Source organism: Vibrio sp. KUL78 (assembly GCF_059725505.1).
The window spans coordinates 2,792,886-2,812,683 of sequence record NZ_AP045837.1 but is presented as its reverse complement, the minus strand read 5'-3'; the positions used below and the strand labels follow the sequence as shown (position 1 = coordinate 2,812,683).

Annotated in this window: 19 protein-coding genes and 1 pseudogene; 8 read left to right on the top strand and 12 right to left on the bottom strand. The window is 47.1% G+C overall.

Translation table 11 applies throughout. From position 1 onward, the window contains the following. The first annotated feature begins 32 nt into the window (after nt 1-32). Together syd and AC6I8Y_RS13130 are read left to right on the top strand one after the other, a co-directional pair. Nucleotides 33-578 (top strand): SecY-interacting protein, encoded by a 546-nt coding sequence (gene syd, locus AC6I8Y_RS13135; protein ID WP_394150759.1) that lies wholly within the window; start codon nt 33-35, stop codon nt 576-578. A gap of 2 nt (nt 579-580) precedes the next feature. Then, nucleotides 581-1,357: a Zn-ribbon-containing protein gene (locus AC6I8Y_RS13130; RefSeq protein ID WP_112459632.1), complete on the top strand. Its 777-nt coding sequence runs from the start codon at nt 581-583 to the stop codon at nt 1,355-1,357. An 82-nt stretch (nt 1,358-1,439) separates the two neighbouring features. Here AC6I8Y_RS13130 and metQ read toward each other — a convergent pair whose 3' ends face one another. Genes metQ through metN form a run of 3 tightly spaced genes read right to left on the bottom strand, consistent with a single transcriptional unit; the run spans nt 1,440 to nt 3,985 of the window. After that, nucleotides 1,440-2,249, bottom strand: coding sequence for a methionine ABC transporter substrate-binding lipoprotein MetQ (metQ, locus tag AC6I8Y_RS13125; protein ID WP_112480668.1), 810 nt, complete (start codon nt 2,247-2,249; stop codon nt 1,440-1,442). A 34-nt stretch (nt 2,250-2,283) separates the two neighbouring features. After that, complete coding sequence (locus tag AC6I8Y_RS13120; RefSeq protein WP_498020315.1) at nt 2,284-2,961, bottom strand: methionine ABC transporter permease; 678 nt, start codon at nt 2,959-2,961, stop codon at nt 2,284-2,286. Then, complete coding sequence (metN, locus tag AC6I8Y_RS13115; RefSeq protein ID WP_042473684.1) at nt 2,951-3,985, bottom strand: methionine ABC transporter ATP-binding protein MetN; 1,035 nt, start codon at nt 3,983-3,985, stop codon at nt 2,951-2,953. Before metN ends, AC6I8Y_RS13120 begins: the two co-directional genes overlap by 11 nt. A 199-nt stretch (nt 3,986-4,184) precedes the next feature. Between metN and gmhB the strand changes: the two genes are divergently transcribed. The 5 genes from gmhB to treC all read left to right on the top strand — a co-directional run bounded on the left by gmhB (nt 4,185) and on the right by treC (nt 9,517). Then, nucleotides 4,185-4,736: a D-glycero-beta-D-manno-heptose 1,7-bisphosphate 7-phosphatase gene (gmhB, locus tag AC6I8Y_RS13110; protein ID WP_112480665.1), complete on the top strand. Its 552-nt coding sequence runs from the start codon at nt 4,185-4,187 to the stop codon at nt 4,734-4,736. Between the two features lie 24 nt (nt 4,737-4,760). Then, entirely contained in the window at nt 4,761-5,129 is a 369-nt protein-coding gene (locus AC6I8Y_RS13105) for an MliC family protein (RefSeq protein ID WP_498020314.1), read from the top strand. Nucleotides 5,130-5,144: 15 nt separating this feature from the next. Continuing rightward, nucleotides 5,145-6,089: a trehalose operon repressor TreR gene (gene treR / locus AC6I8Y_RS13100; protein ID WP_498020313.1), complete on the top strand. Its 945-nt coding sequence runs from the start codon at nt 5,145-5,147 to the stop codon at nt 6,087-6,089. A 239-nt stretch (nt 6,090-6,328) separates the two neighbouring features. Then, nucleotides 6,329-7,753 (top strand): PTS trehalose transporter subunit IIBC, encoded by a 1,425-nt coding sequence (gene treB, locus AC6I8Y_RS13095; RefSeq protein WP_234495299.1) that lies wholly within the window; start codon nt 6,329-6,331, stop codon nt 7,751-7,753. Nucleotides 7,754-7,834: 81 nt separating this feature from the next. After that, nucleotides 7,835-9,517 (top strand): alpha,alpha-phosphotrehalase, encoded by a 1,683-nt coding sequence (treC, locus tag AC6I8Y_RS13090; protein WP_498020312.1) that lies wholly within the window; start codon nt 7,835-7,837, stop codon nt 9,515-9,517. A 179-nt stretch (nt 9,518-9,696) separates the two neighbouring features. On the opposite strand, the gene AC6I8Y_RS13085 is transcribed toward treC, so the two are convergent. After that, the gene (locus tag AC6I8Y_RS13085) at nt 9,697-10,296 is read right to left on the bottom strand and encodes a YitT family protein (RefSeq protein ID WP_042473693.1); all 600 of its coding nucleotides are present in this window, start codon (nt 10,294-10,296) and stop codon (nt 9,697-9,699) included. A gap of 348 nt (nt 10,297-10,644) precedes the next feature. On the opposite strand from AC6I8Y_RS13085, the gene glyA reads away from it, so the two are divergent. Beyond that, nucleotides 10,645-11,895 carry a serine hydroxymethyltransferase gene (gene glyA, locus AC6I8Y_RS13080; protein WP_042496689.1) on the top strand — a complete coding sequence of 417 codons (1,251 nt, stop codon included), beginning with the start codon at nt 10,645-10,647 and terminating at the stop codon, nt 11,893-11,895. Nucleotides 11,896-11,976: 81 nt separating this feature from the next. On the opposite strand, the gene AC6I8Y_RS13075 is transcribed toward glyA, so the two are convergent. The 8 genes and pseudogenes from AC6I8Y_RS13075 to mrdA form a co-directional block, all read right to left on the bottom strand. Next, nucleotides 11,977-12,306, bottom strand: a complete 330-nt coding sequence (locus tag AC6I8Y_RS13075) for a hypothetical protein (RefSeq protein WP_042496692.1) — start codon at nt 12,304-12,306, stop codon at nt 11,977-11,979. A gap of 191 nt (nt 12,307-12,497) precedes the next feature. Beyond that, nucleotides 12,498-13,463, bottom strand: coding sequence for a lipoyl synthase (gene lipA / locus AC6I8Y_RS13070; RefSeq protein ID WP_446567887.1), 966 nt, complete (start codon nt 13,461-13,463; stop codon nt 12,498-12,500). 4 nt (nt 13,464-13,467) lie between these two features. Continuing rightward, nucleotides 13,468-14,110 (bottom strand): annotated as a pseudogene (gene lipB / locus AC6I8Y_RS13065) (lipoyl(octanoyl) transferase LipB). A 176-nt stretch (nt 14,111-14,286) separates the two neighbouring features. Further along, nucleotides 14,287-14,565: a DUF493 family protein YbeD gene (gene ybeD, locus AC6I8Y_RS13060; protein ID WP_042473702.1), complete on the bottom strand. Its 279-nt coding sequence runs from the start codon at nt 14,563-14,565 to the stop codon at nt 14,287-14,289. A 143-nt stretch (nt 14,566-14,708) separates the two neighbouring features. Further along, nucleotides 14,709-15,887: a serine hydrolase gene (locus tag AC6I8Y_RS13055; RefSeq protein ID WP_394150752.1), complete on the bottom strand. Its 1,179-nt coding sequence runs from the start codon at nt 15,885-15,887 to the stop codon at nt 14,709-14,711. Nucleotides 15,888-15,986: 99 nt separating this feature from the next. Then, the gene (locus AC6I8Y_RS13050; protein ID WP_498020311.1) at nt 15,987-16,790 is read right to left on the bottom strand and encodes a septal ring lytic transglycosylase RlpA family protein; all 804 of its coding nucleotides are present in this window, start codon (nt 16,788-16,790) and stop codon (nt 15,987-15,989) included. Beyond that, nucleotides 16,790-17,911, bottom strand: coding sequence for a rod shape-determining protein RodA (rodA, locus tag AC6I8Y_RS13045; protein WP_234495303.1), 1,122 nt, complete (start codon nt 17,909-17,911; stop codon nt 16,790-16,792). Before rodA ends, AC6I8Y_RS13050 begins: the two co-directional genes overlap by 1 nt. After that, nucleotides 17,908-19,794 (bottom strand): penicillin-binding protein 2, encoded by a 1,887-nt coding sequence (gene mrdA, locus AC6I8Y_RS13040; RefSeq protein ID WP_498017764.1) that lies wholly within the window; start codon nt 19,792-19,794, stop codon nt 17,908-17,910. The genes rodA and mrdA overlap by 4 nt, the downstream gene beginning before the upstream one ends. Nucleotides 19,795-19,798: the final 4 nt, after the last annotated feature.

Here is a 19,798-nt window from a genome sequence, read left to right as displayed (position 1 = left end):
CGCCGAACAATTGAAGGATGAGTGGAGAGCATATGAATCAAAGTGTACAGCAAGCTTTAGAGGCGTTTTCACAGCGCTATCAACAAGCTTGGCAAGAAAAGCATCAAACACTACCGGCCAGCGAAGAGCTTCACGGTTTGGTATCCCCTTGTATTGACCGCAAAGATGACGAATCGGTGTATTGGCGTGCCTGCGTCCGTGACGTCCCTGAGCGCTTAGAAAACATTGAGCAAGGGATAGAGCTAACGTTACACGATGACATCAAAGCTTTCTATGGACACCAGTACAGCGCAGACATGAATGCCACATGGCAGGGCAACGAGCTGACGCTGTTGCAAGTGTGGAGCGATGATGATTTCACTCGTCTGCAAGAGAACATTTTGGGTCACCTGGTGACGCAGCGTCGCCTTAAACTCAAACCAACTGTATTTATTGCGGCCACTGATGCGGATATGGATGTGATTTCTATCTGTAACATCACCGGTAACGTGATTCTTGAGCGCCTAGGGACCGATCGCCGTGATGTGATTGCCGAAGATATCGAGACATTCCTTAACGGTCTGGAGCCTGACGTTTAATTATGTATGTGGTAGAGCTTCATTTTGAGTGTTTTGATAACACCACAATCAGCGCGGTAGAAAAGGGTATTAACGGCCTGATGGACGCGCTGCGCTATAACGGTCAAGTGTTAGGACGCGAGTTTCCGGTGGTGATGGGCGAGGGCGAGTTCTTTGTTCGTGCGGTATGCCCTGAGCAAGATAGCTTGCACCCAAGTAACCACTCAGATTTCGTAAAAGTGTGTTTAAAGCGCTTGTCGGATGCGTGTCTATTGGCACCCAAGGTTCGCCTTCTGGGGCGTGATATCAACTCAGAGCAAGCAGCAGAAGATGAAACGCCGAGCTGGCAAGTGCTGTACACCACCTATGTGCACACCTGTTCACCGCTTCGAAGTGGTGAAACCTTGTTGCCGATCCCGCTGTATCGTAACCCGCCAACACTCAATGGCGATCACAAGTCGGTGATTAAATGGCAAACAGAGTGGCAAGCGTGCGATGAAATTCAGATGGCGGGCGGTTGTAAAGCCGAGCACGCTGCGCTGCGAGAGCTGTCTGAGGTAGGCAGTGACCTGTTCCGTCGTGGCTGGGATATTCGCGGTCGTATCGAGTACATTACCCAAATCCCCACGTACTACTATTTGTACAAGGTAGGCGGTAAGAGTCTTGAGGAAGAAAAAGCACGTAAGTGCCCGAAATGTGGTGGAGAGTGGTTGCTTGATGAGCCGCTACACGACATCTTTTACTTCAAGTGCGACTCATGCCGAATCGTCTCCAATATTTCTTGGGATCATCTAAAGTAAACAGACTTATCGGGTGAAAATACAAAAGGGGTTGAAGCTAAGCTTCAACCCCTTTTTGATGCTTGGTGCAAAGGTGGTGAGATTACCAGCCTTTAACTACGCCACCTTTGAAGATATCAGAGGCTGCGTTGTACACATCTTCTGTTTGGTACGCTTTAACAAAGTTCTGAACGTTTTCTGCGTTCACATTGTCTTCACGCGCAACAATTAGGTTTACGTATGGAGATTCTTTGTCTTCTACGAATACACCGTCGCGTTGAGGTGTTAGGTCGATAGAGCTTGCGTAAGTTGTGTTGATGATAGATAGCGCTACGTCATCAAGAGAGCGTGGTAGCTGTGCAGCGTCTAGCTCAACGATAGTGATGTTCTTTGGATTTTCTTCGATATCACGAACTGTCGCCAGTAGACCAACACCTTCACGTAGAGTCAGTAGACCTTGCTGCTCAAGTAGTAGTAGAGAGCGACCTAGGTTTGTTGGGTCGTTTGGTACTGCGATACGCGCGCCGTCTTGGATTTCATCGACAGACTTCACTTGCTTCGAGTAGCCCGCGATTGGGTATACAAAGGTGTTACCTGCAATAGTCAGCTTGTAGTTACGATCCGCTACTTGTTGGTCTAGGTATGGCTTATGCTGGAATGCGTTGATATCGATAGAGCCATCATCAAGCGCTGCGTTTGGTGTTACGTAGTCAGTGAAGGTGACTAGCTCAACATCTAGACCGTATTGCTCTTTAGCAACTTTTGCCGCGACTTCTGCAACTTGTGCTTCCGCACCTGCCATCACACCGACTTTGATCTTGCTAGTGTCGACTTCTTTTTCACCACAGCCAGATAGAATAAGTGCTGATGCAGCGGCTGCAATTGCGAGTAAATTCTTAACGTTGAATTTCATGACTCTCTCCTTGTTATAAATCTTAAAATCTCGATTATCTGTGGTCTACGCGGCGGACAACGGCATCACCGATAGACTGAATAATTTGTACCAATACAATGAGCATCACCACAGTCACGGCCATAATGGTCACATCGTATCGGTGGAAACCATAGCGAATGGCTACGTCACCTAGACCGCCACCGCCGACGGTACCCGCCATTGCTGAGTAGCTTACTAGGGTCACTAGAGTGATTGTCACCGAATTGACAATCGTAGGTAATGCTTCTGGAAGCAGTACCTTAGTAATGATTTGGTATGGTGTTGCGCCCATTGATTGTGCCGCTTCTACCAGACCTGTTGGTACCTCAAGTAGTGCACCCTCAATAAGACGTGCCACAAATGGAATCGCGCCAACTGTTAGTGGAACGATTGCTGCTGTGGTACCGATAAAGGTGCCAATCAAAATCTTGGTCAGTGGAATGATCGCTACCATCAATACTAAGAATGGTACCGAGCGACCGACGTTAACAATGGCACCTAGCACACTGTTTAAACGCGTGTTTTCTAGCAAGCCACCTTTTTTAGTGGTATGCAGAATAACGCCCAGTGGAATACCCATGGCGAAGCCAACCACACCTGCTACTGCAACCATGTAAAGGGTTTCCCATGTTGCCCCTAATAGTAGGTTACTGTTTAGAGATAACCAGTCTGTGACAGTGTTAAAGGACATAACCAAGTACCTCTACTTTTACATTGTGGTCACGAAGATATTGAATCGCCGCGTTGTCGTCTTGCTCATTACCAAATAGTTCTGCCACCATCATGCCGAATTTTACACCGCCCGCGTAATCAAGATCGGAGCTTAGGATGCTGACATCAATATTGTATTTACGTGCAATTTGCGTCATTAGCGGCGCGTCTACAGTAGCACCGGTAAACTCTAAGCGAACAAGCGGGTAGCTGCCTTCAACACGCTCAGCTTGCAGCCTTGCTTGGTAGTCTTCTGGAATCGATAGGTCGAGTGTTGAACGAATGAATTCGTGTGCAAGCTCCGTTTTTGGATGAGCAAAGATTTCACCCACGGTGCCTTTTTCAACCAAGCGACCGTCGCCAATGATAGCGACCTCATGACAGATACTTTTTACCACGTCCATTTCGTGAGTAATCAGTAGCATGGTGATCTTTAGTTTGCGGTTGATTTCTTTCAGTAGTTCAAGAATCGATTGTGTCGTCGCAGGGTCAAGTGCGCTGGTGGCTTCATCACAAAGCAGCACCTTAGGGTCTGACGACAGTGCGCGAGCAATCGCAACACGCTGCTTTTGACCGCCACTTAGATTGGCAGGGTAGGTATCGCGCTTATCTGCCAGACCAACGAGCTTTAGAAGATCCGTCACTTTGGTTTCGATGTGCGAGCGCTCTTTGCCAGCAAGTTCAAGTGGCAGTGCGACGTTTTCAAATACGGTGCGAGATGAAAGCAAGTTAAAGTGCTGGAAAATCATGCCGATGTTGCGGCGCGCTTCTGACAGCTCTGATTTCGATAGCTTAGTCAGGTCAACACCATCAACGATGACTTCACCTGACGTTGGCGCTTCAAGCATGTTTACGCAGCGAATCAACGTACTCTTACCCGCACCAGAGGCGCCAATCACACCAAAGATGGTGCCTTCTGCAATATGCAGATTGATGTCTGCCAAGGCGTTGATTTCCTTAGCGCCTTGATAAAACACTTTGTTTACTTGATTAATTTCGATCATCTAAGCAACCTGAAGTCCGTGAGTAGCATAAAAGTTTGAACTACATCTCAATTGATAGAAGATGCTATGGTTTTCACCTTTTAGTGTCAATAGATATTTTTACGTCTAGACGTCTAAACGGCATTTTCATAGTGCCGTGACTATAAAAGCGTGTAATAATTCAGGTTATTAGCACCTATCTATAACAAGAGAGTGAACTGTGGCAAAACCAGCTGTTTTTTTGGATCGTGATGGCGTCATTAACGTTGATCACGGGTATGTGAGCGATGAACACGACTTTGAGTATGTTGAAGGCGTCTTTGAAGCGACGAAAAAACTGCAGGACATGGGCTATATGCTAGTGTTGGTGACCAACCAATCAGGCATTGCTCGCGGTATGTTCTCCGAAGATCGCTTCCTTTCTTTAACCCAATGGATGGATTGGAACTTCTCTGATAATGGCGTTGAGTTCGATGGTATCTATTACTGTCCACATCACCCAGAGCATGGTATTGGTGATTACAAGCAAGATTGTAACTGCCGTAAACCAAAGCCGGGCATGTTTATCTCTGCTCGTGACTTCCTAAAGATTGATATGGAAAACTCGGTCATGGTCGGTGATAAAGCCGAAGATATGATGGCAGCTGAAGCAGCTGGCGTTGGTACCAAGATCTTAGTTCGTACTGGCAAACCGGTGACTGAGCGCGGTGAGTCTGTCGCAACTGTGGTACTTGATAGTATCCGCGATGTGCCGCAATACTTAGCTAAGTAATCAGTCGACCCAAAAGGAGTCATTATGAATACTTACGTTAAATACGGATTGGTTGCCGCGTTGATGGTGGGTGGTTTGACAGCGTGCAGTAGCAAAGAACAGGCAGAGCCGCAAAACCCGTATCATGTTCTTCAGTATCAGTGCGATAACCAGAGTTTTCAGGTAACCCAGTTATCGAGCGAGCAGGTTCTGTTACTCATTGATGGCGAAGAGTATCACCTGCATCGTGTCCCTTCTGCATCTGGTACCAAATACTCACTCGATGGCCAGTCGCAAGCTGAGTCTGACATTGAGCTGTTTAGTAAAGGCAGAGAAGGTATGCTTACCATTGCCGGTGAAACCGATAAAAGCTGCATGATGACTACGCGAAGCGTACCAAAAAACGGATATTGAACCTTTAAGACACCCATGAGCAAAAAACTCACCATACTTGATATTGCCAAGCTGTCGGGAGTCGGTAAATCTACCGTCTCTCGAGTGCTGACTAACGATCCTAAAGTAAAACCCGAAACCCGCGAGAAAGTAGAGCGTGTGATTGCAGAGCATGGCTATGTGCCCTCTAAGTCGGCACAATCGATGCGTGGGGGCGGCGTGCAAAAGGTCATAGGTGTCATTATCTCTCGTCTCGACTCGCCTTCTGAGAACAAAGCGGTGAGCAGCATGCTTAATGTGCTTTACTCGGCAGGTTACGATGTGGTGATCATGGAGAGTCAGTTCGATCCCGAGAAAACCAACGAACACTTGAGCGTACTGCGTAAACGCAACGTTGAAGGTGTCATTGTGTTCGGTTTTACTGAGCTTGATATCGACAAGGTGTCCCAGTGGCAGGAGAAGGTTGTCGTCATCGCTATGGATACCGATCAAGTTTCTTCTATCAACTACGACAATCACGGATTAATCCGAGCGGTTTTGAATAAACTGCAGGCACAAGGCGTCAATCAGCTTGCTTACATTGGTGTGGATCCTAAGGATAAAACCACTGGCTTGGCTCGCCTCAACGCATTTCAAAAGTGGTGTGATGATAATGATCAGCATGCCGAGTATCGTACCGGTGAACTTCATCATGAGAGTGCCTACCAGCTTGTTGATGAGGTAGTGACGGACTCACTTCAAGCTATCGTGTGTGCCAGCGATACCTTAGCGCTTGGCACGATCAAACGCTTACAAGAGCTTGGCCGAGAAGATATTGTGGTGACGGGCGTTGGCGGTAATGAACTATTGTCTTTCCTGTTCCCTAATATCTACAGCATCGATCCTGGCTATCAGCAAGCGGGAGAGAAGGCAGCTAACCTATTGATAAGTCAGCTTACTGGTAATAGAACTATCTCTCATCTCACGCAAGAAGCGGTGTAATCACGGCTTCTTTTTCTTAGTAGCTCCCTTAATCAACTTGGTGTATTTATCAACAATTATTGTGATCACACTCAATTAATGGGACTGTTCCCATTTTTGTTTGAATCATTCCGTGGCACACTTTACGTAACTTTTGGGAATGTTCCCATTCGCATGTTGCGATATTATTAATACAACGAGACAAATGGACCTAGACGTCTTAACCCTACGTCTCTATATCAGTAAAAGGTGTACAAACGATGAGCAAAATAGCCCAGCAAGACATTGCAGCGATCATCGACGGTGTTGGCGGCGCTGACAACATTGCCAGTGTTAGCCACTGTTTAACTCGCTTAAGATTCGTTCTTAACGATACCGATAAAGCCGATAAGTCGGCATTAGAAAGCCTCAAGATTGTTAAAGGCTGCTTTACCAATGCCGGTCAGTTCCAAGTGGTAATTGGTACTGAGGTCGACGAAGTTTACAAAATGCTGATTGACTCAGCAGGTAAGAAGGCGGCGTCTAAAGACGATGCCAAGCTGGCCGCTCGTCAGAACATGAACTTTCTAGAGCGTGGTATTTCGCACCTAGCCGAAATTTTTGTTCCCCTTTTGCCGGCGATTATCACGGGTGGTTTGATTCTTGGTTTCCGCAACGTTATCGGCGACATCCGTATGTTCGATGGCAAAACCTTAGTGGAAATCAGCCAGTTCTGGGCAACCGTTCACTCGTTCTTGTGGCTAATTGGTGAGGCGATCTTCTTCTTCCTACCGGTTGGCGTGTGTTGGTCTACGGTGAAGAAGCTGGGCGGTACGCCAATTCTTGGTATCACGCTGGGTGTCACCTTGGTATCGCCTCAACTGATGAATGCCTATCTCATTGGTAAAGAAGTGCCAGAGGTTTGGGATTTCGGATTGTTTGTGATTGAGAAGGTGGGTTATCAGGCCCAGGTTATCCCGGCGATGCTCGCGGGTGTGGCATTGGCGCTTATTGAAACCAACCTAAAGCGCATTGTCCCAAGTTACCTGTATCTGGTTGTGGTGCCATTCGTTTCAATCATTCTGTCGGTCATTCTTGCTCACGCCTTCATCGGTCCGTTTGGTCGCGTGCTCGGTGATGGCGTTGCGTTTGCGGCTAAAGCGGCGATGACGGGTGATTTTGCAGTACTGGGTTCTATGGTGTTTGGCTTCTTGTACGCACCATTGGTGATTACTGGTATCCACCACACAACCAATGCTGTTGACCTTCAGCTTATGCAAGACCTAGGTGGCACGCCAATCTGGCCTCTGATTGCACTGTCTAATATCGCTCAAGCATCTGCGGTTGTTGGCATCATCATTATCAGTAAGCGTGAGGGTGAGCGTGATATCTCAGTTCCAGCCGCTATCTCGGCTTACTTAGGTGTCACAGAGCCAGCTATGTACGGCATTAACCTTAAGTACAAGTTCCCAATGCTCAGCGCAATGATTGGTAGCGCAATTGCAGCCGCTATCTGTGGCAGCGCTGGCGTGATGGCGAACGGTATCGGTGTGGGCGGTCTACCGGGCATCTTATCGATTCAGCCTCAATACTGGATGGTGTATCTCATGGCGATGTTAGTCGCAATGGCCGTGCCGATTATGCTTACTTTGTTCCTGTACAAACGCGCTCAATCAAAAGGTGAGCTAGAGCTTGCGAGCGCGTAACCCCCATTAGTGGCTCATCTTGAGCCACTTCTTTGCTTTTTATTTTGACGAATTTCCAAATTGGTAAGTGAGATTAAACCTATGAGTCAAACTGCTCAAAAAGACTGGTGGAAAACAGCCACGATTTATCAAATCTATCCGAAGAGTTTTTGCGATAGCGGTGATAAAGGGATGGGGGATATCAAAGGAATTACCTCGAAGCTTGATTACTTAGCGAAGTTAGGTGTAGACGCCATCTGGTTAACTCCAGTGTATGCCTCGCCAATGATAGATAATGGTTACGATATCTCCGATTACTACGCCATTAACCCTGACTTTGGCACCATGCAAGACTTTGATGAGCTGCTCGCAGCTGCCCATCAGAAAGGTATCCGCATCATTATGGATATCGTAGTCAACCACACCTCGACCGAGCATCAGTGGTTCCAGTCGGCATTGGGGGACAAACAAAGTCCGTACCGTGATTATTACATCTGGAAACCAAACGAAGGCAAACTACCTAATAACTGGCAGTCAAAGTTTGGTGGCTCTGCATGGGCATTGGACGAGGCCACCGATGAATACTATCTGCACCTATTTGCCAAAGAGCAGGCTGACCTTAACTGGGAAAACCCAAAAGTTCGCGAAGAAGTAAAACAGGTCATCGAGTTCTGGGCGCAGAAAGGGGTGGATGGCTTTAGGCTGGATGTGATCAACCTTATCTCAAAACAGCAAGACTTCGCTGATGATGATATTGGTGATGGCCGCCGTTTTTACACAGATGGTCCGCGCGTCCATGAGTATTTACAGGAAATCAGTGAAGCGGTATTCCAGAAGTACGGCTCGGTAACCGTTGGTGAAATGTCGTCTACGACGCTAGAGCATTGCCAGCAGTACAGTTCACTGGATGGCAAAGAGCTTTCGATGGTATTCAATTTCCACCACCTAAAAGTGGATTACCCTAATGGTGACAAGTGGACGAAGGCAGACTTCGACTTCCTGCAGCTAAAACAGATTTTCAACCACTGGCAAACAGGCCTAAATGGTCAAGGGTGGGGGGCGCTATTCTGGTGTAACCACGACCAACCTCGCGTAGTGAGTCGTCTTGGTAATGATCAGCAATACCGAAATGAGTCGGCAAAAATGTTGGCAGCCTCTGTCCATCTGATGCAAGGCACACCTTATATTTATCAAGGTGAAGAGATCGGCATGACCAATCCGGGCTTCACGGATATGAGCCAGTATCGTGATGTCGAAAGCCTTAATATGTATCAGCTGATGGTGGAACAGGGCGATACCTCTCATGAGGATATGATGGCTATCCTGAGACAGAAATCTCGAGATAACTCTCGCACCCCGATGCAGTGGAACGACAGCAAACACGCGGGCTTTACCCAAGGTACACCTTGGATTGGCGTTGCTGAAAACTATCCTCAGATCAACGCTGAGGCAGCGGTTGAAGATGAGCAGTCGGTATTCTACTTCTATCAAGAGCTTATCGCGCTTCGTAAGCAGTTAGCGGTGATTAATGATGGTAGCTATGTTGATTTGTTCCCAGAGCACTCTGAGGTTCATGGTTACTTGCGTGAGAGTGAGGATGCGATGCTGCTGTGTTTGAACAACTATTATGGTGAGGAGACTCGCGTGGTGTTGCCGGAGCAGTTTGATGGTTTGGTGAGTCGTGCTGTGTTGAGTAACTATGGGGTTGTTGGTGAGGTTGAGTTGATGGGTGAGGTGGTTTTGAGGCCTTATGAGGCGTTGGTGTTGTTGATTGGGAAAAACTAAGAGCAAGATCAAGAGCTTGACCCCCTCTAGCTCCCCCTTATAAAGGGGAGAACCAGTGCTCGTTACTTACGTAACATTGCACCTTTACATAAGGCGATGCGATAGCGAGCCAGTAGTTCCTCCCCTTTATAAGGGGAGGCTAGGAGGGGTAAACGAGCGAAGCGAGTAAAGCACCCACCTCACCCATAAGTCACCACATACCTCGTCGGCTTATGATTCATCGCCAGCACCAAATTCAACATCACCGCACCTAGTATCGAAATCCCAATAATCGATGGCGACACAAAGAAGAATGAAGCTACAAGAATGGCACAATCAATCGCCATCTGAGTTTTACCAACCGATATTCCAAACTTGTCCTGAATAAACAGACACAACACATTAAAGCCACCGAGGCTTGAGCGGTGCCTGAAGAGAATCAGCATACCAAGACCCATCAATAAGCCACCGGCGATCGCGCAGTAGATGGTATTGACGTTATCTAACGTGACCACTCGATGCATGTTGTCCGTAATAATAGACACCAAGGCACCAGAGATGGCGCTGCTGGCAGCAAAGCGTTTGCCAAAGCGTTTCCATGCAAGTAGGTAAAACGGGCTGTTTAGGGCGAAATAAAGCGTACCAAAAGAAATCGGTACAAACTGGCTCATAAGAAGGGCGAGACCTGTAGTTCCGCCAGTCAAAAGTTGAGCCGACTGAAGAAAGAATATTCCCTGAGCGACGATAAAGGTGCCAGTAAGAATCGCTATCCAGTCTTCTTTACGTGAGTGTTTTTGCATCAATTCTAAATTCTTCTAATCAATAAACGGCGCAATATTATTGAAAAGTTGATGTTTTCGGTAGCTTGAAGGGGAAATTTACGGTAAACCTATGTAATTCAATTTTTACACTGTGTAAATGGAATTATTGACACTTAGTGCCCGTGATAACGCCGATTTATCGGCGGATATGATGAAGCCTAAGGTTCACTATGAAAAAACTGCATGAGAAATTTCCAATTTTCTCTTTATGACCTAGATCAAATTATGTATGATGCAAGTCATCAAATGTGGTGACGAAAACGTTTGCTTTTGGTCATTGAGTGGTTTTTTTGAAACTTTCAGAACAATCTGAGTCAGGAGATACAGATGCTTAAGCGTGATATGAACATCGCTGATTACGATGCGGAGCTATTTGCAGCAATTCAAGAAGAGACACTACGTCAAGAAGAGCACATCGAGCTTATCGCTTCGGAAAACTACACTAGCCCTCGCGTAATGGAAGCGCAAGGCTCTCAGCTAACCAACAAGTATGCTGAAGGCTACCCAGGTAAGCGCTACTACGGTGGTTGTGAGTATGTTGATAAAGCGGAAGCACTAGCGATTGATCGTGCTTGTGAGCTATTTGGTTGTGAGTACGCGAACGTTCAGCCGCACTCTGGTTCTCAAGCGAACAGCGCAGTATACATGGCGCTACTTAACCCAGGCGACACAGTTCTAGGTATGAGCCTAGCGCACGGTGGTCACCTGACTCACGGTTCACCAGTAAACTTCTCTGGTAAGCACTACAACGTTATCCCTTACGGAATCGACGAAGCTGGCCAAATCAACTACGACGAGATGGAACAGCTTGCTGTTGAGCATAAGCCTAAGATGATCATCGGTGGTTTCTCTGCATACAGCCAAATTGTAGACTGGGCTCGCATGCGTGAGATCGCAGACAAGGTTGACGCTTACCTATTCGTTGATATGGCGCACGTAGCGGGTCTTATCGCTGCAGGTGTTTACCCAACGCCAGTGCCACACGCTCACGTGGTAACAACAACAACGCACAAGACTCTAGCAGGTCCGCGCGGTGGTCTTATCCTGTCTAACGCAGGTGAAGACATGTACAAGAAACTGAACTCTGCTGTATTCCCTGGTGGTCAGGGTGGTCCTCTAATGCACGTTATCGCTGGTAAAGCAGTGGCGTTCAAAGAAGCGATGGAGCCAGAGTTTAAAGAGTACCAAGCACGCGTTGTCAAGAATGCAAAAGCGATGGTTGCCCAGTTCCAAGAGCGCGGTTACAAGATCGTCTCTAACGGTACTGAAAACCACCTGTTCCTTGTTGACCTAATCGACAAAGACATCACTGGTAAAGAAGCAGATGCCGCGCTAGGTGCAGCAAACATCACTGTGAACAAGAACTCAGTACCAAATGACCCGCGTAGCCCATTCGTAACGTCTGGTATCCGTGTTGGTTCTCCTGCGATCACTCGCCGTGGCTTCACTGAAGCAGATGCGACTGAGCTTGCTAACTGGATGTGTGACGTTCTAGACAACATCAACGATGCATCAGTAATCGAAGCAACGAAAGCGAAAGTACTAGAGATCTGTAAGCGCCTACCTGTTTACGCGTAATTCTCTACTGCTGAAACGCAAAGAAAAAAGCGAGCTAAATGCTCGCTTTTTTAGTGCCTGAAACTTGAAGGTCACGGGGTATTACTTATTGATGTTAAGCAACGTGCCTGATTTGCATCGGAATGAGTAATACTTACGGCTCTCACTAAACTGACCCAAGCCTTCGCCATTACAGTAATCAATGTTGATATCACGCATGATATCCAATGTCTTCTCGCTGTTAAGGGCGAACTTAGCACCGTCCTTACAAACGATACGAACGCGACCATCGTCGCTGACCGAGTATAGGTTCACTTCAGTGTTACATAGCTCGAATGACGCTTCTAAATAGTTGTCTTGCTGAGTGTTTTGCGCACAACCTGCGATCACTGTTGCCGCTAGAATCGGCAAGCCAATTTTCAATAACTTCATGCTACATCCTTGATTGGGTGAAACTTTTTCTTTAAGCCTACCTAAAAATAGCAAAAATGCGAGTATGAGATTGTCATGTTGCATATTTTTCTCAAAAAAAACACGGATTGCTTCAACAGCGAACCCGTGTCTCTTGTTCCGAAAAAGGCAATGTTACTTCAAAGAAGCTATGTTCCTTCAAAAAGACAAAGCTATTTCACTTCTTCGCCTTTTGCTTGCAAGTCTGCATGGTAAGACGAGCGAACAAATGGACCACATGCTGCATGGGTAAAGCCCAGCTCTAATGCGATCTCTTTTAGCTCATCAAACTCTGATGGTGGCACGTAACGCTCTACGGGCAAGTGGTGACGACTTGGCGCTAGGTATTGGCCTAGAGTTAGCATGGTAACGCCGTGAGCGCGAAGATCTTTGAGTACTTCAACGATCTCTTCTTTGGTTTCACCTAGACCCATCATCAAGCCAGACTTGGTTGGTACGTCTGGATGCATCTCTTTAAATTTCTGAAGAAGTTGCAGTGACCATTTGTAGTTCGCACCTGGACGCGCTTTGCGATATAGGCGAGGCGCTGTCTCTAGGTTGTGGTTAAACACGTCTGGCGGGTTATCTTTTAGTGCCTCAAGCGCTACATCCATACGGCCGCGGAAGTCAGGTACCAAGGTCTCGATGCGGATCTCTGGGTTAAGTGCGCGGATTTCACGGTTACAGTCTGCAAAGTGCTGAGCGCCACCATCACGGAGGTCGTCACGGTCAACAGAGGTCACCACGACGTATTTAAGCTTCATATCTTTGATGGTTTGAGCAAGCTTTTGCGGCTCACCCGCTTCAGGTGCATTTGGACGGCCATGAGCTACATCGCAGAAAGGGCAACGACGAGTACAGATAGCACCAAGGATCATAAAAGTTGCCGTACCGTGGTTAAAACACTCAGCCAGGTTAGGGCATGATGCTTCCTCACATACCGAGTGAAGATCGTTTTTGCGCATCGCAGACTTGATGTCTTGAATACGTTGGCTGTCTGCTGGCAGCTTGATCTTCATCCATTCAGGTTTACGAAGGATTTCTTTTTGCTCGGTAGGCATGTTCTTTACGGGAATCAGTGCCATCTTGTCAGCGTCACGGTATTTGACGCCTTTTTCCATTTGGATAGGTTTGCTCATCGTCTTATGCTTCTTCGCTGAATTCTACTTGCTCGTAATCAAGTATTTCTAATAGTGCTTTGATCATTTGGTCTTCGACAGTCGAGACCTCTTTAGGACCACCCAGCTGGCTCACTTGAACCATTTCCATCCCAGCATAGCCACAAGGGTTGATACGAAGGAAAGGGGAGAGATCCATATTTATGTTGAGTGCCAGTCCGTGGAATGAGCACCCTTTACGGATACGCAGACCGAGCGAACAGACTTTTTTACCATCGACATACACTCCAGGGGCATCCGGTCGTGCTGCTGACTCAATATCATACGCGTTAAGTGTCTTGATAACGAGGTTTTCGATGTGCGTAACCAGCTCGCGAACGCCAAGCTTTTTACGACGTAAGTTGATAAGAAAGTAGGCCACGAGCTGACCAGGACCATGGTAGGTTACCTGACCGCCGCGATCGCTTTGAATGACGGGGATATCACCAGTATTGAGTAGGTGCTCTTCTTTTACCTGCTTGTCCCTGAGTAAAGACAGGGTTGTGTTCCACTAACCACACTTCGTCTCGTGTGTCGTCTGTTCGATTGTCAGTGAAATCATGCATGGCTTTCCAGACAGGTTCATAGTCTTTTCGCCCAAGCTTCCTTACAACTAGCTGATTTTCCACCAGTCACCTCGCTGCCACTTAATAAAGTATTCGCATTATAAACATGTTGATGGTTTTGAACTACCAATAAATAACGAATTCTTAACCAATGTATGATGCGGATTTTTTATCTTATTGATAAATAAAAAAGAAAGCAGCCTAAGCTGCTTTCAAAAAAAATTTAAAGTTTCAAATTTTTACAGAACCATGCGAACAATGTCGATCTCACCAAGTTCTTTATAAAGGGTCTCTACCTGCTCGATTGAGGTTGCTGTGATGTTGATAGATACAGCATGGTAGTTGCCTTTCGCACTTGGCTTAATGGTTGGGCTGTAGTCCCCTGGCGCGTGGCGTTGGATCACTTCCAACACTTTTTCAGGAAGTTCTGGTTTTGCGTAACCCATCACTTTGAAGGTAAAAGAGCAAGGGAACTCTAGTAGGTCTTTGAGTTTTGCATCAGAGTTGATGGTCAACATAATAGGGACTCCAAAAAATACCAATTCTTTATAACGGTGCGAATAGTAATGCCTTACGTGGACGATCTCAAGCCAATGAAAAAGTAAAGCCGCTTTAAGCGGCTTTACGATGACTCGATTACTTTTGCGTTAAACGCTAAGGCTTAGAAAAAGCTCTTGAAAAGTAATACGATGTAATCCCACAAGCGGCTGAACAGGCTACCTTCTTGAACATCTTCAAGAGCAAGCAGCGGGTATTCAGCTACGTCTTCGCCTTCTAGTTGATAGTATAGCTTACCAACTACATCGCCTTTAGATATTGGTGCTTCTAGCTGTTTTTCAAGTACGAAGCTGGCTTTTAGGTTTTTCGCTTGACCGCGTGGCAGCGTGACATAGGTGTCCTGATCGACGCCAAGTGCGACTGCGTCTTTGTCACCCATCCACACTTTTTCTTCAACGAAGGTTTCGTCTGCTTTGTGTGGATTTACCGTTTCGAAGAAGCGGAAGCCGTAGCTCAGTAGCTTTTTGCTTTCTGATTTACGAGCATTAGCGTTTTTAGTGCCCATCACTACTGCGACAAGACGCATCTTACCTTCAGTCGCAGAGCTCACTAGGCTGTAACCCGCTTTGCTTGTGTGACCGGTTTTGATGCCATCAACGTTCATGCTCTTGTCCCAAAGTAGACCGTTACGGTTGTATTGGGTGATGCCGTTGTAGGTAAATTTCTTCTCAGAGTAGACACGGTACTCGTCAGGCACATCTTTGATAAGTGCGCGGCCAAGCAAAGCCATGTCATACGGTGTTGAATACAGGTTTGGATTGTCTAGACCGTGTACGTTAGCAAAGTGTGAGTTGGTCATGCCAATCGACTTCGCCCAAGCGTTCATTAGGTCAACGAACGCGTCTTCTGAGCCCGCAATGTGCTCCGCCATTGCGACACAAGCATCGTTACCCGATTGAATGATGATGCCTTTGTTAAGCTCATCAACGGTGACTTTTGTGCCGACTTCGATGAACATTTTAGATGAATCTGGGAAGTTCTTAGCCCAAGCATTCTTGCTGATAGTCACTTCATCTTGTGGCGTAATATTACCACGCTTAAGCTCTTGACCGATGACGTAGCTGGTCATCATTTTTGTCAGGCTAGCTGGATGAAGCTGGGTGTTCATCTCTTTCTCAGCTAGAACTTTACCAGAGTTGTAGTCCATCAAAACAAAGCCTTTGGCTGCGATTTGAGGCGCATCAGGCATGACAACAGGTGCCGCAGTAGCAGAAGTGGCTGCCAAAGTTGCGGAAAGAGCAATAGTGGTTACAAATTTCATAGAAGACTTATTCTTATTCATTTCGAATGCGTTTTAGTAATAGTTCGTATAGTAACAGAATGTTTGCTACAAACTAGATAGCTTACACTAAGTAACAACAGTTATTTATGTCAATGATGTTTACAGTTTTTTGACGAAAGCTGAGGGATAACCAATCTTTTGCACCTGTTCTAGCACGTCCTGCGTCTGCTTGTAGTCTTTAAACGGACCTAACATCAAGCGGTAGTTACTGTTCACAGGGGTTAAGAAGGTCTCGACGGATAGCTTTTCTGCCAACTGCTTTGACAATTCATTGATGCGATCTTTGTGTGGCGATGCTGCCACTTGGATCGTGTATTCAGGGTGTTGGTCGAGTTTATGCTGACTCGACGGTTTTTCGACGATGATGACTTCAATTTCAACGTTTGCCGTGCCCGTTTTAATTACGTCGAGTTTGCTCGCCGCGGCATAGCTTAAGTCGATGATGCGTCCATCATGGAAAGGTCCGCGGTCATTAACCCGAACAATTGTCTCTTTGCCATTGTCGAGGTTTTTCACTTTAACGTAGCTCGGCAATGGCAGCGTTTTGTGCGCCGCGGACATGGAGTACATGTCATACACTTCGCCATTTGACGTTAAGTGACCGTGAAACTTCTTACCGTACCAAGATGCTTGGCCACTCTCTTTGAAACCCTCGGCATCTTTAACAACGGTATAGCTCTTGCCACGTAACGTATAGTTCTTGTTACCACCTAAACTGTATGGCTCATACTTTGGCTGAGCACCTTCAATATGGTCGACCGAAATTGGCGTTGAAGGTGCGACATCATCTTTGATGTCATAACGACTGTCCGATGATGATGAGCATCCCGCAAGAACGGCGACACCTAATGCTAGCCAAAGCCAGTTGAGTTGGGCACGCCATTGAAAGTTCCATTTGTTCATTAAGTCGCCTTTGAGAATGCTTTTCTGTGTGTATGTATGGACATTAAGATGCCAAAACCAGCCATCAGAGTCACCATGGAGGTTCCACCGTAACTAATGAGCGGCAATGGTACACCAACAACCGGTAATATACCGCTCACCATACCAATATTTACAAAAACATAAACGAAGAAGCTCAGTACGATACTGCCAGCCATCATTCGACCGAATGCAGTTTGAGCAGAGCTGGCGAGATACAAACCGCGCCCAATAATGAACAGGTAAAGTGCTAAAAGAATCAGAATGCCAACCATTCCCCATTCTTCAGCAATCACAGCAAAGATGAAGTCGGTATGGCGCTCTGGTAGGAATTCTAACTGAGACTGAGTTCCCTGCATCCAACCTTTACCGGCAATACCACCGGAGCCAATCGCGATCTTACTTTGGATAATATGATAGCCAGCACCAAGCGGATCAGACTCTGGGTCAAACAGCGTTCTTACACGAACCTTTTGGTATTCGCGCATGAGGAAGAACCACAGCACAGGCACAAAAGCGCCGAGAGCCATGGCGGCACCAAAGATAATCTTCCAACTGATACCTGCTAAGAAGATAACAAAGATGCCTGATGCTGCGATTAGAATAGAGGTCCCCAAATCGGGCTGTTTAGCGATCAAAACCGTCGGGACAAACACCATGACCAGGGATATGATCAAGGTTTGGAATGTAATTGGTAGTGAGCGTTTACCTATGTAGCGAGCGACCATAAGCGGCACGGCGAGTTTGAGAAGCTCCGAAGGCTGAAAGCGAACGAACCCTAGGTTTAGCCAGCGCTGAGCGCCTTTAGAGGCTTCACCGAAAAACAGTACCCCAAACAGAAGTAACACGCCGGCAAAGAACATCAGAGGCGCTAGGCTTTCGTAAGTCCGTGGTGAAATTTGAGCTAGCACGACCATTACAACCAGTGCCAGGACCATGCGCATCGCCTGTCTGTCCATCATTGCCATACTTTGCCCACTGGCACTGTACATGACGACTAAGCCAAATCCCATAAGGGCTAAAACGCCAAGCACAAGGGGGAGGTCGATGTGAAAGCGCTCAAACATCACTCGGCTTTGACCGGTGGAAGGATCAAATCTCATTCTTCTTCACTCTCTTCCTTTTCTGCCAATGCCAAATCGAACAGTTGTCGAGCCACTGGCGCACCGTTACTCGAACCACCACCGGCGTTCTCGAGAACGACGGTGACCACGACCTCAGGGTTTTCAAACGGGGCGAAGCCGGTAAACAACGCGTGGTCTTTCAGGTGTTCAGCTAGCTCTTCGGCATTATATTCTTCGTCTTCTGCCAAGCTAAATACCTGCGCTGTACCCGATTTACCACCACTTTGATAAGGCATATTGGCGAAAGCGCGTCGAGCCGTGCCTTTCACACCGTGGTTTACGCGGCGCATGCCTTCTAGAGCGATATCCCAATAGCGTTCTTGTACACCCGAAATAGGCGGCCTAGAGTCCACTTCACTCAATGTTTGATGATCAAAGCTGTCGCCATTTTCTATGGTTGCGCGCAGCAGGTGAGGTGAGAGCACTTCACCGCGATTCACGAGCACCGATGTTGCCTTCGCTATCTGCATTGGCGTTGCAGTCCAGTAGCCTTGCCCGATACCAACAGGGATTGTGTCACCTTGATACCATGGGGTGCGGTGTCTTGCCATTTTCCACTCACGTGTTGGCATGTTGGCCTTGCTCTCTTCATAGATATCAATACCCGTGTAGTCACCGAAGCCGAACATCATCATCCACTTGGATAGGCGATCAATACCCATATCGTAAGCAATTTGATAGTAGAAGGTATCAACCGACTCCTCGATCGCTTTTAGAATATCGACCTTACCATGTCCCCAACGCAGCCAGTCACGGAATGGGCGCGTTTTAGAGTTTGGAATACGCCAGTAGCCGGGGTCATTACGCGTCGTTTTAGTGGTAATCACACCTTCTTGAAGTGCACCAACAGCAATAAACGGTTTAACAGTTGACGCTGGTGGATAGATACCCAGTGTCGCACGGTTTACTAGTGGGCGGTTTTTGTCTTCCAGTAATGCTCGGTACCCTTTGCCTGAGATACCGTTTACAAAAGCGTTCGGGTCATAACTTGGGCTGGACACCATCGCCAGTACACCGTTATCACTCGGGTCAAGAATGATAGCCGATCCACGTCGACCATCGAGCAGTTTGTGTACCTTTAACTGGAGTACGATATCAAGGTTAAGGACAATATCTTTCCCCGGAACGGGCGGCACAAACTTAAGCGTGCGAAGGACTCGACCACGGCTGTTTACCTCAACTTCTTGATAGCCTGCCGTGCCATGCAAAATATCCTCATAGTAGCGCTCGATACCCAATTTACCGATATCACGAGTCGCCTGATAGTTGGCATCTTTTTCTTCGCGGATGAGGCGTCGCATGTCTCGGTCATTAATTCGAGACACATAACCAATCACGTGAGTGAGGACATCACCATACGGATAAAAACGTTTTAGATTGGCAGCAATCTCTACACCAGGGAATTTGTGCTGATGCACAGAAAAAACGGCGACTTGATCTTCCGTCAACTGCGTCAGTATCGGAATCGACTTAAAGCGGCGAGTTCGCTTGCGGTCTCGGTTGAAGGCTTCTTCACGCTCAGGCGAAATATCCAGATACTGTCGCAGCGCTTGGATGGTGGCATCCATGTCTTTGACTTTCTCTGGGGTGATTTCTAAGTTAAAAACCGGACGATTTTCTGCAAGCAAGATACCGTTTCGGTCATAGATGAGTCCACGGTTTGGTGCGATAGGCACGACTTTTATGCGGTTGTCGTTGGAGCGGGTTTTATAGTCTTGATACTGGTTGACTTGGATGTTGTAGAGGTTAGCGACGAGCACTAACACCATAGCAACGATAGCAACAAAAGCCACAATGGCGCGACTTTTGAAAAGTCGCGCTTCGGCCTGATGATCCCGTATCTGGCTGCGTTTACGTTTCATCGCT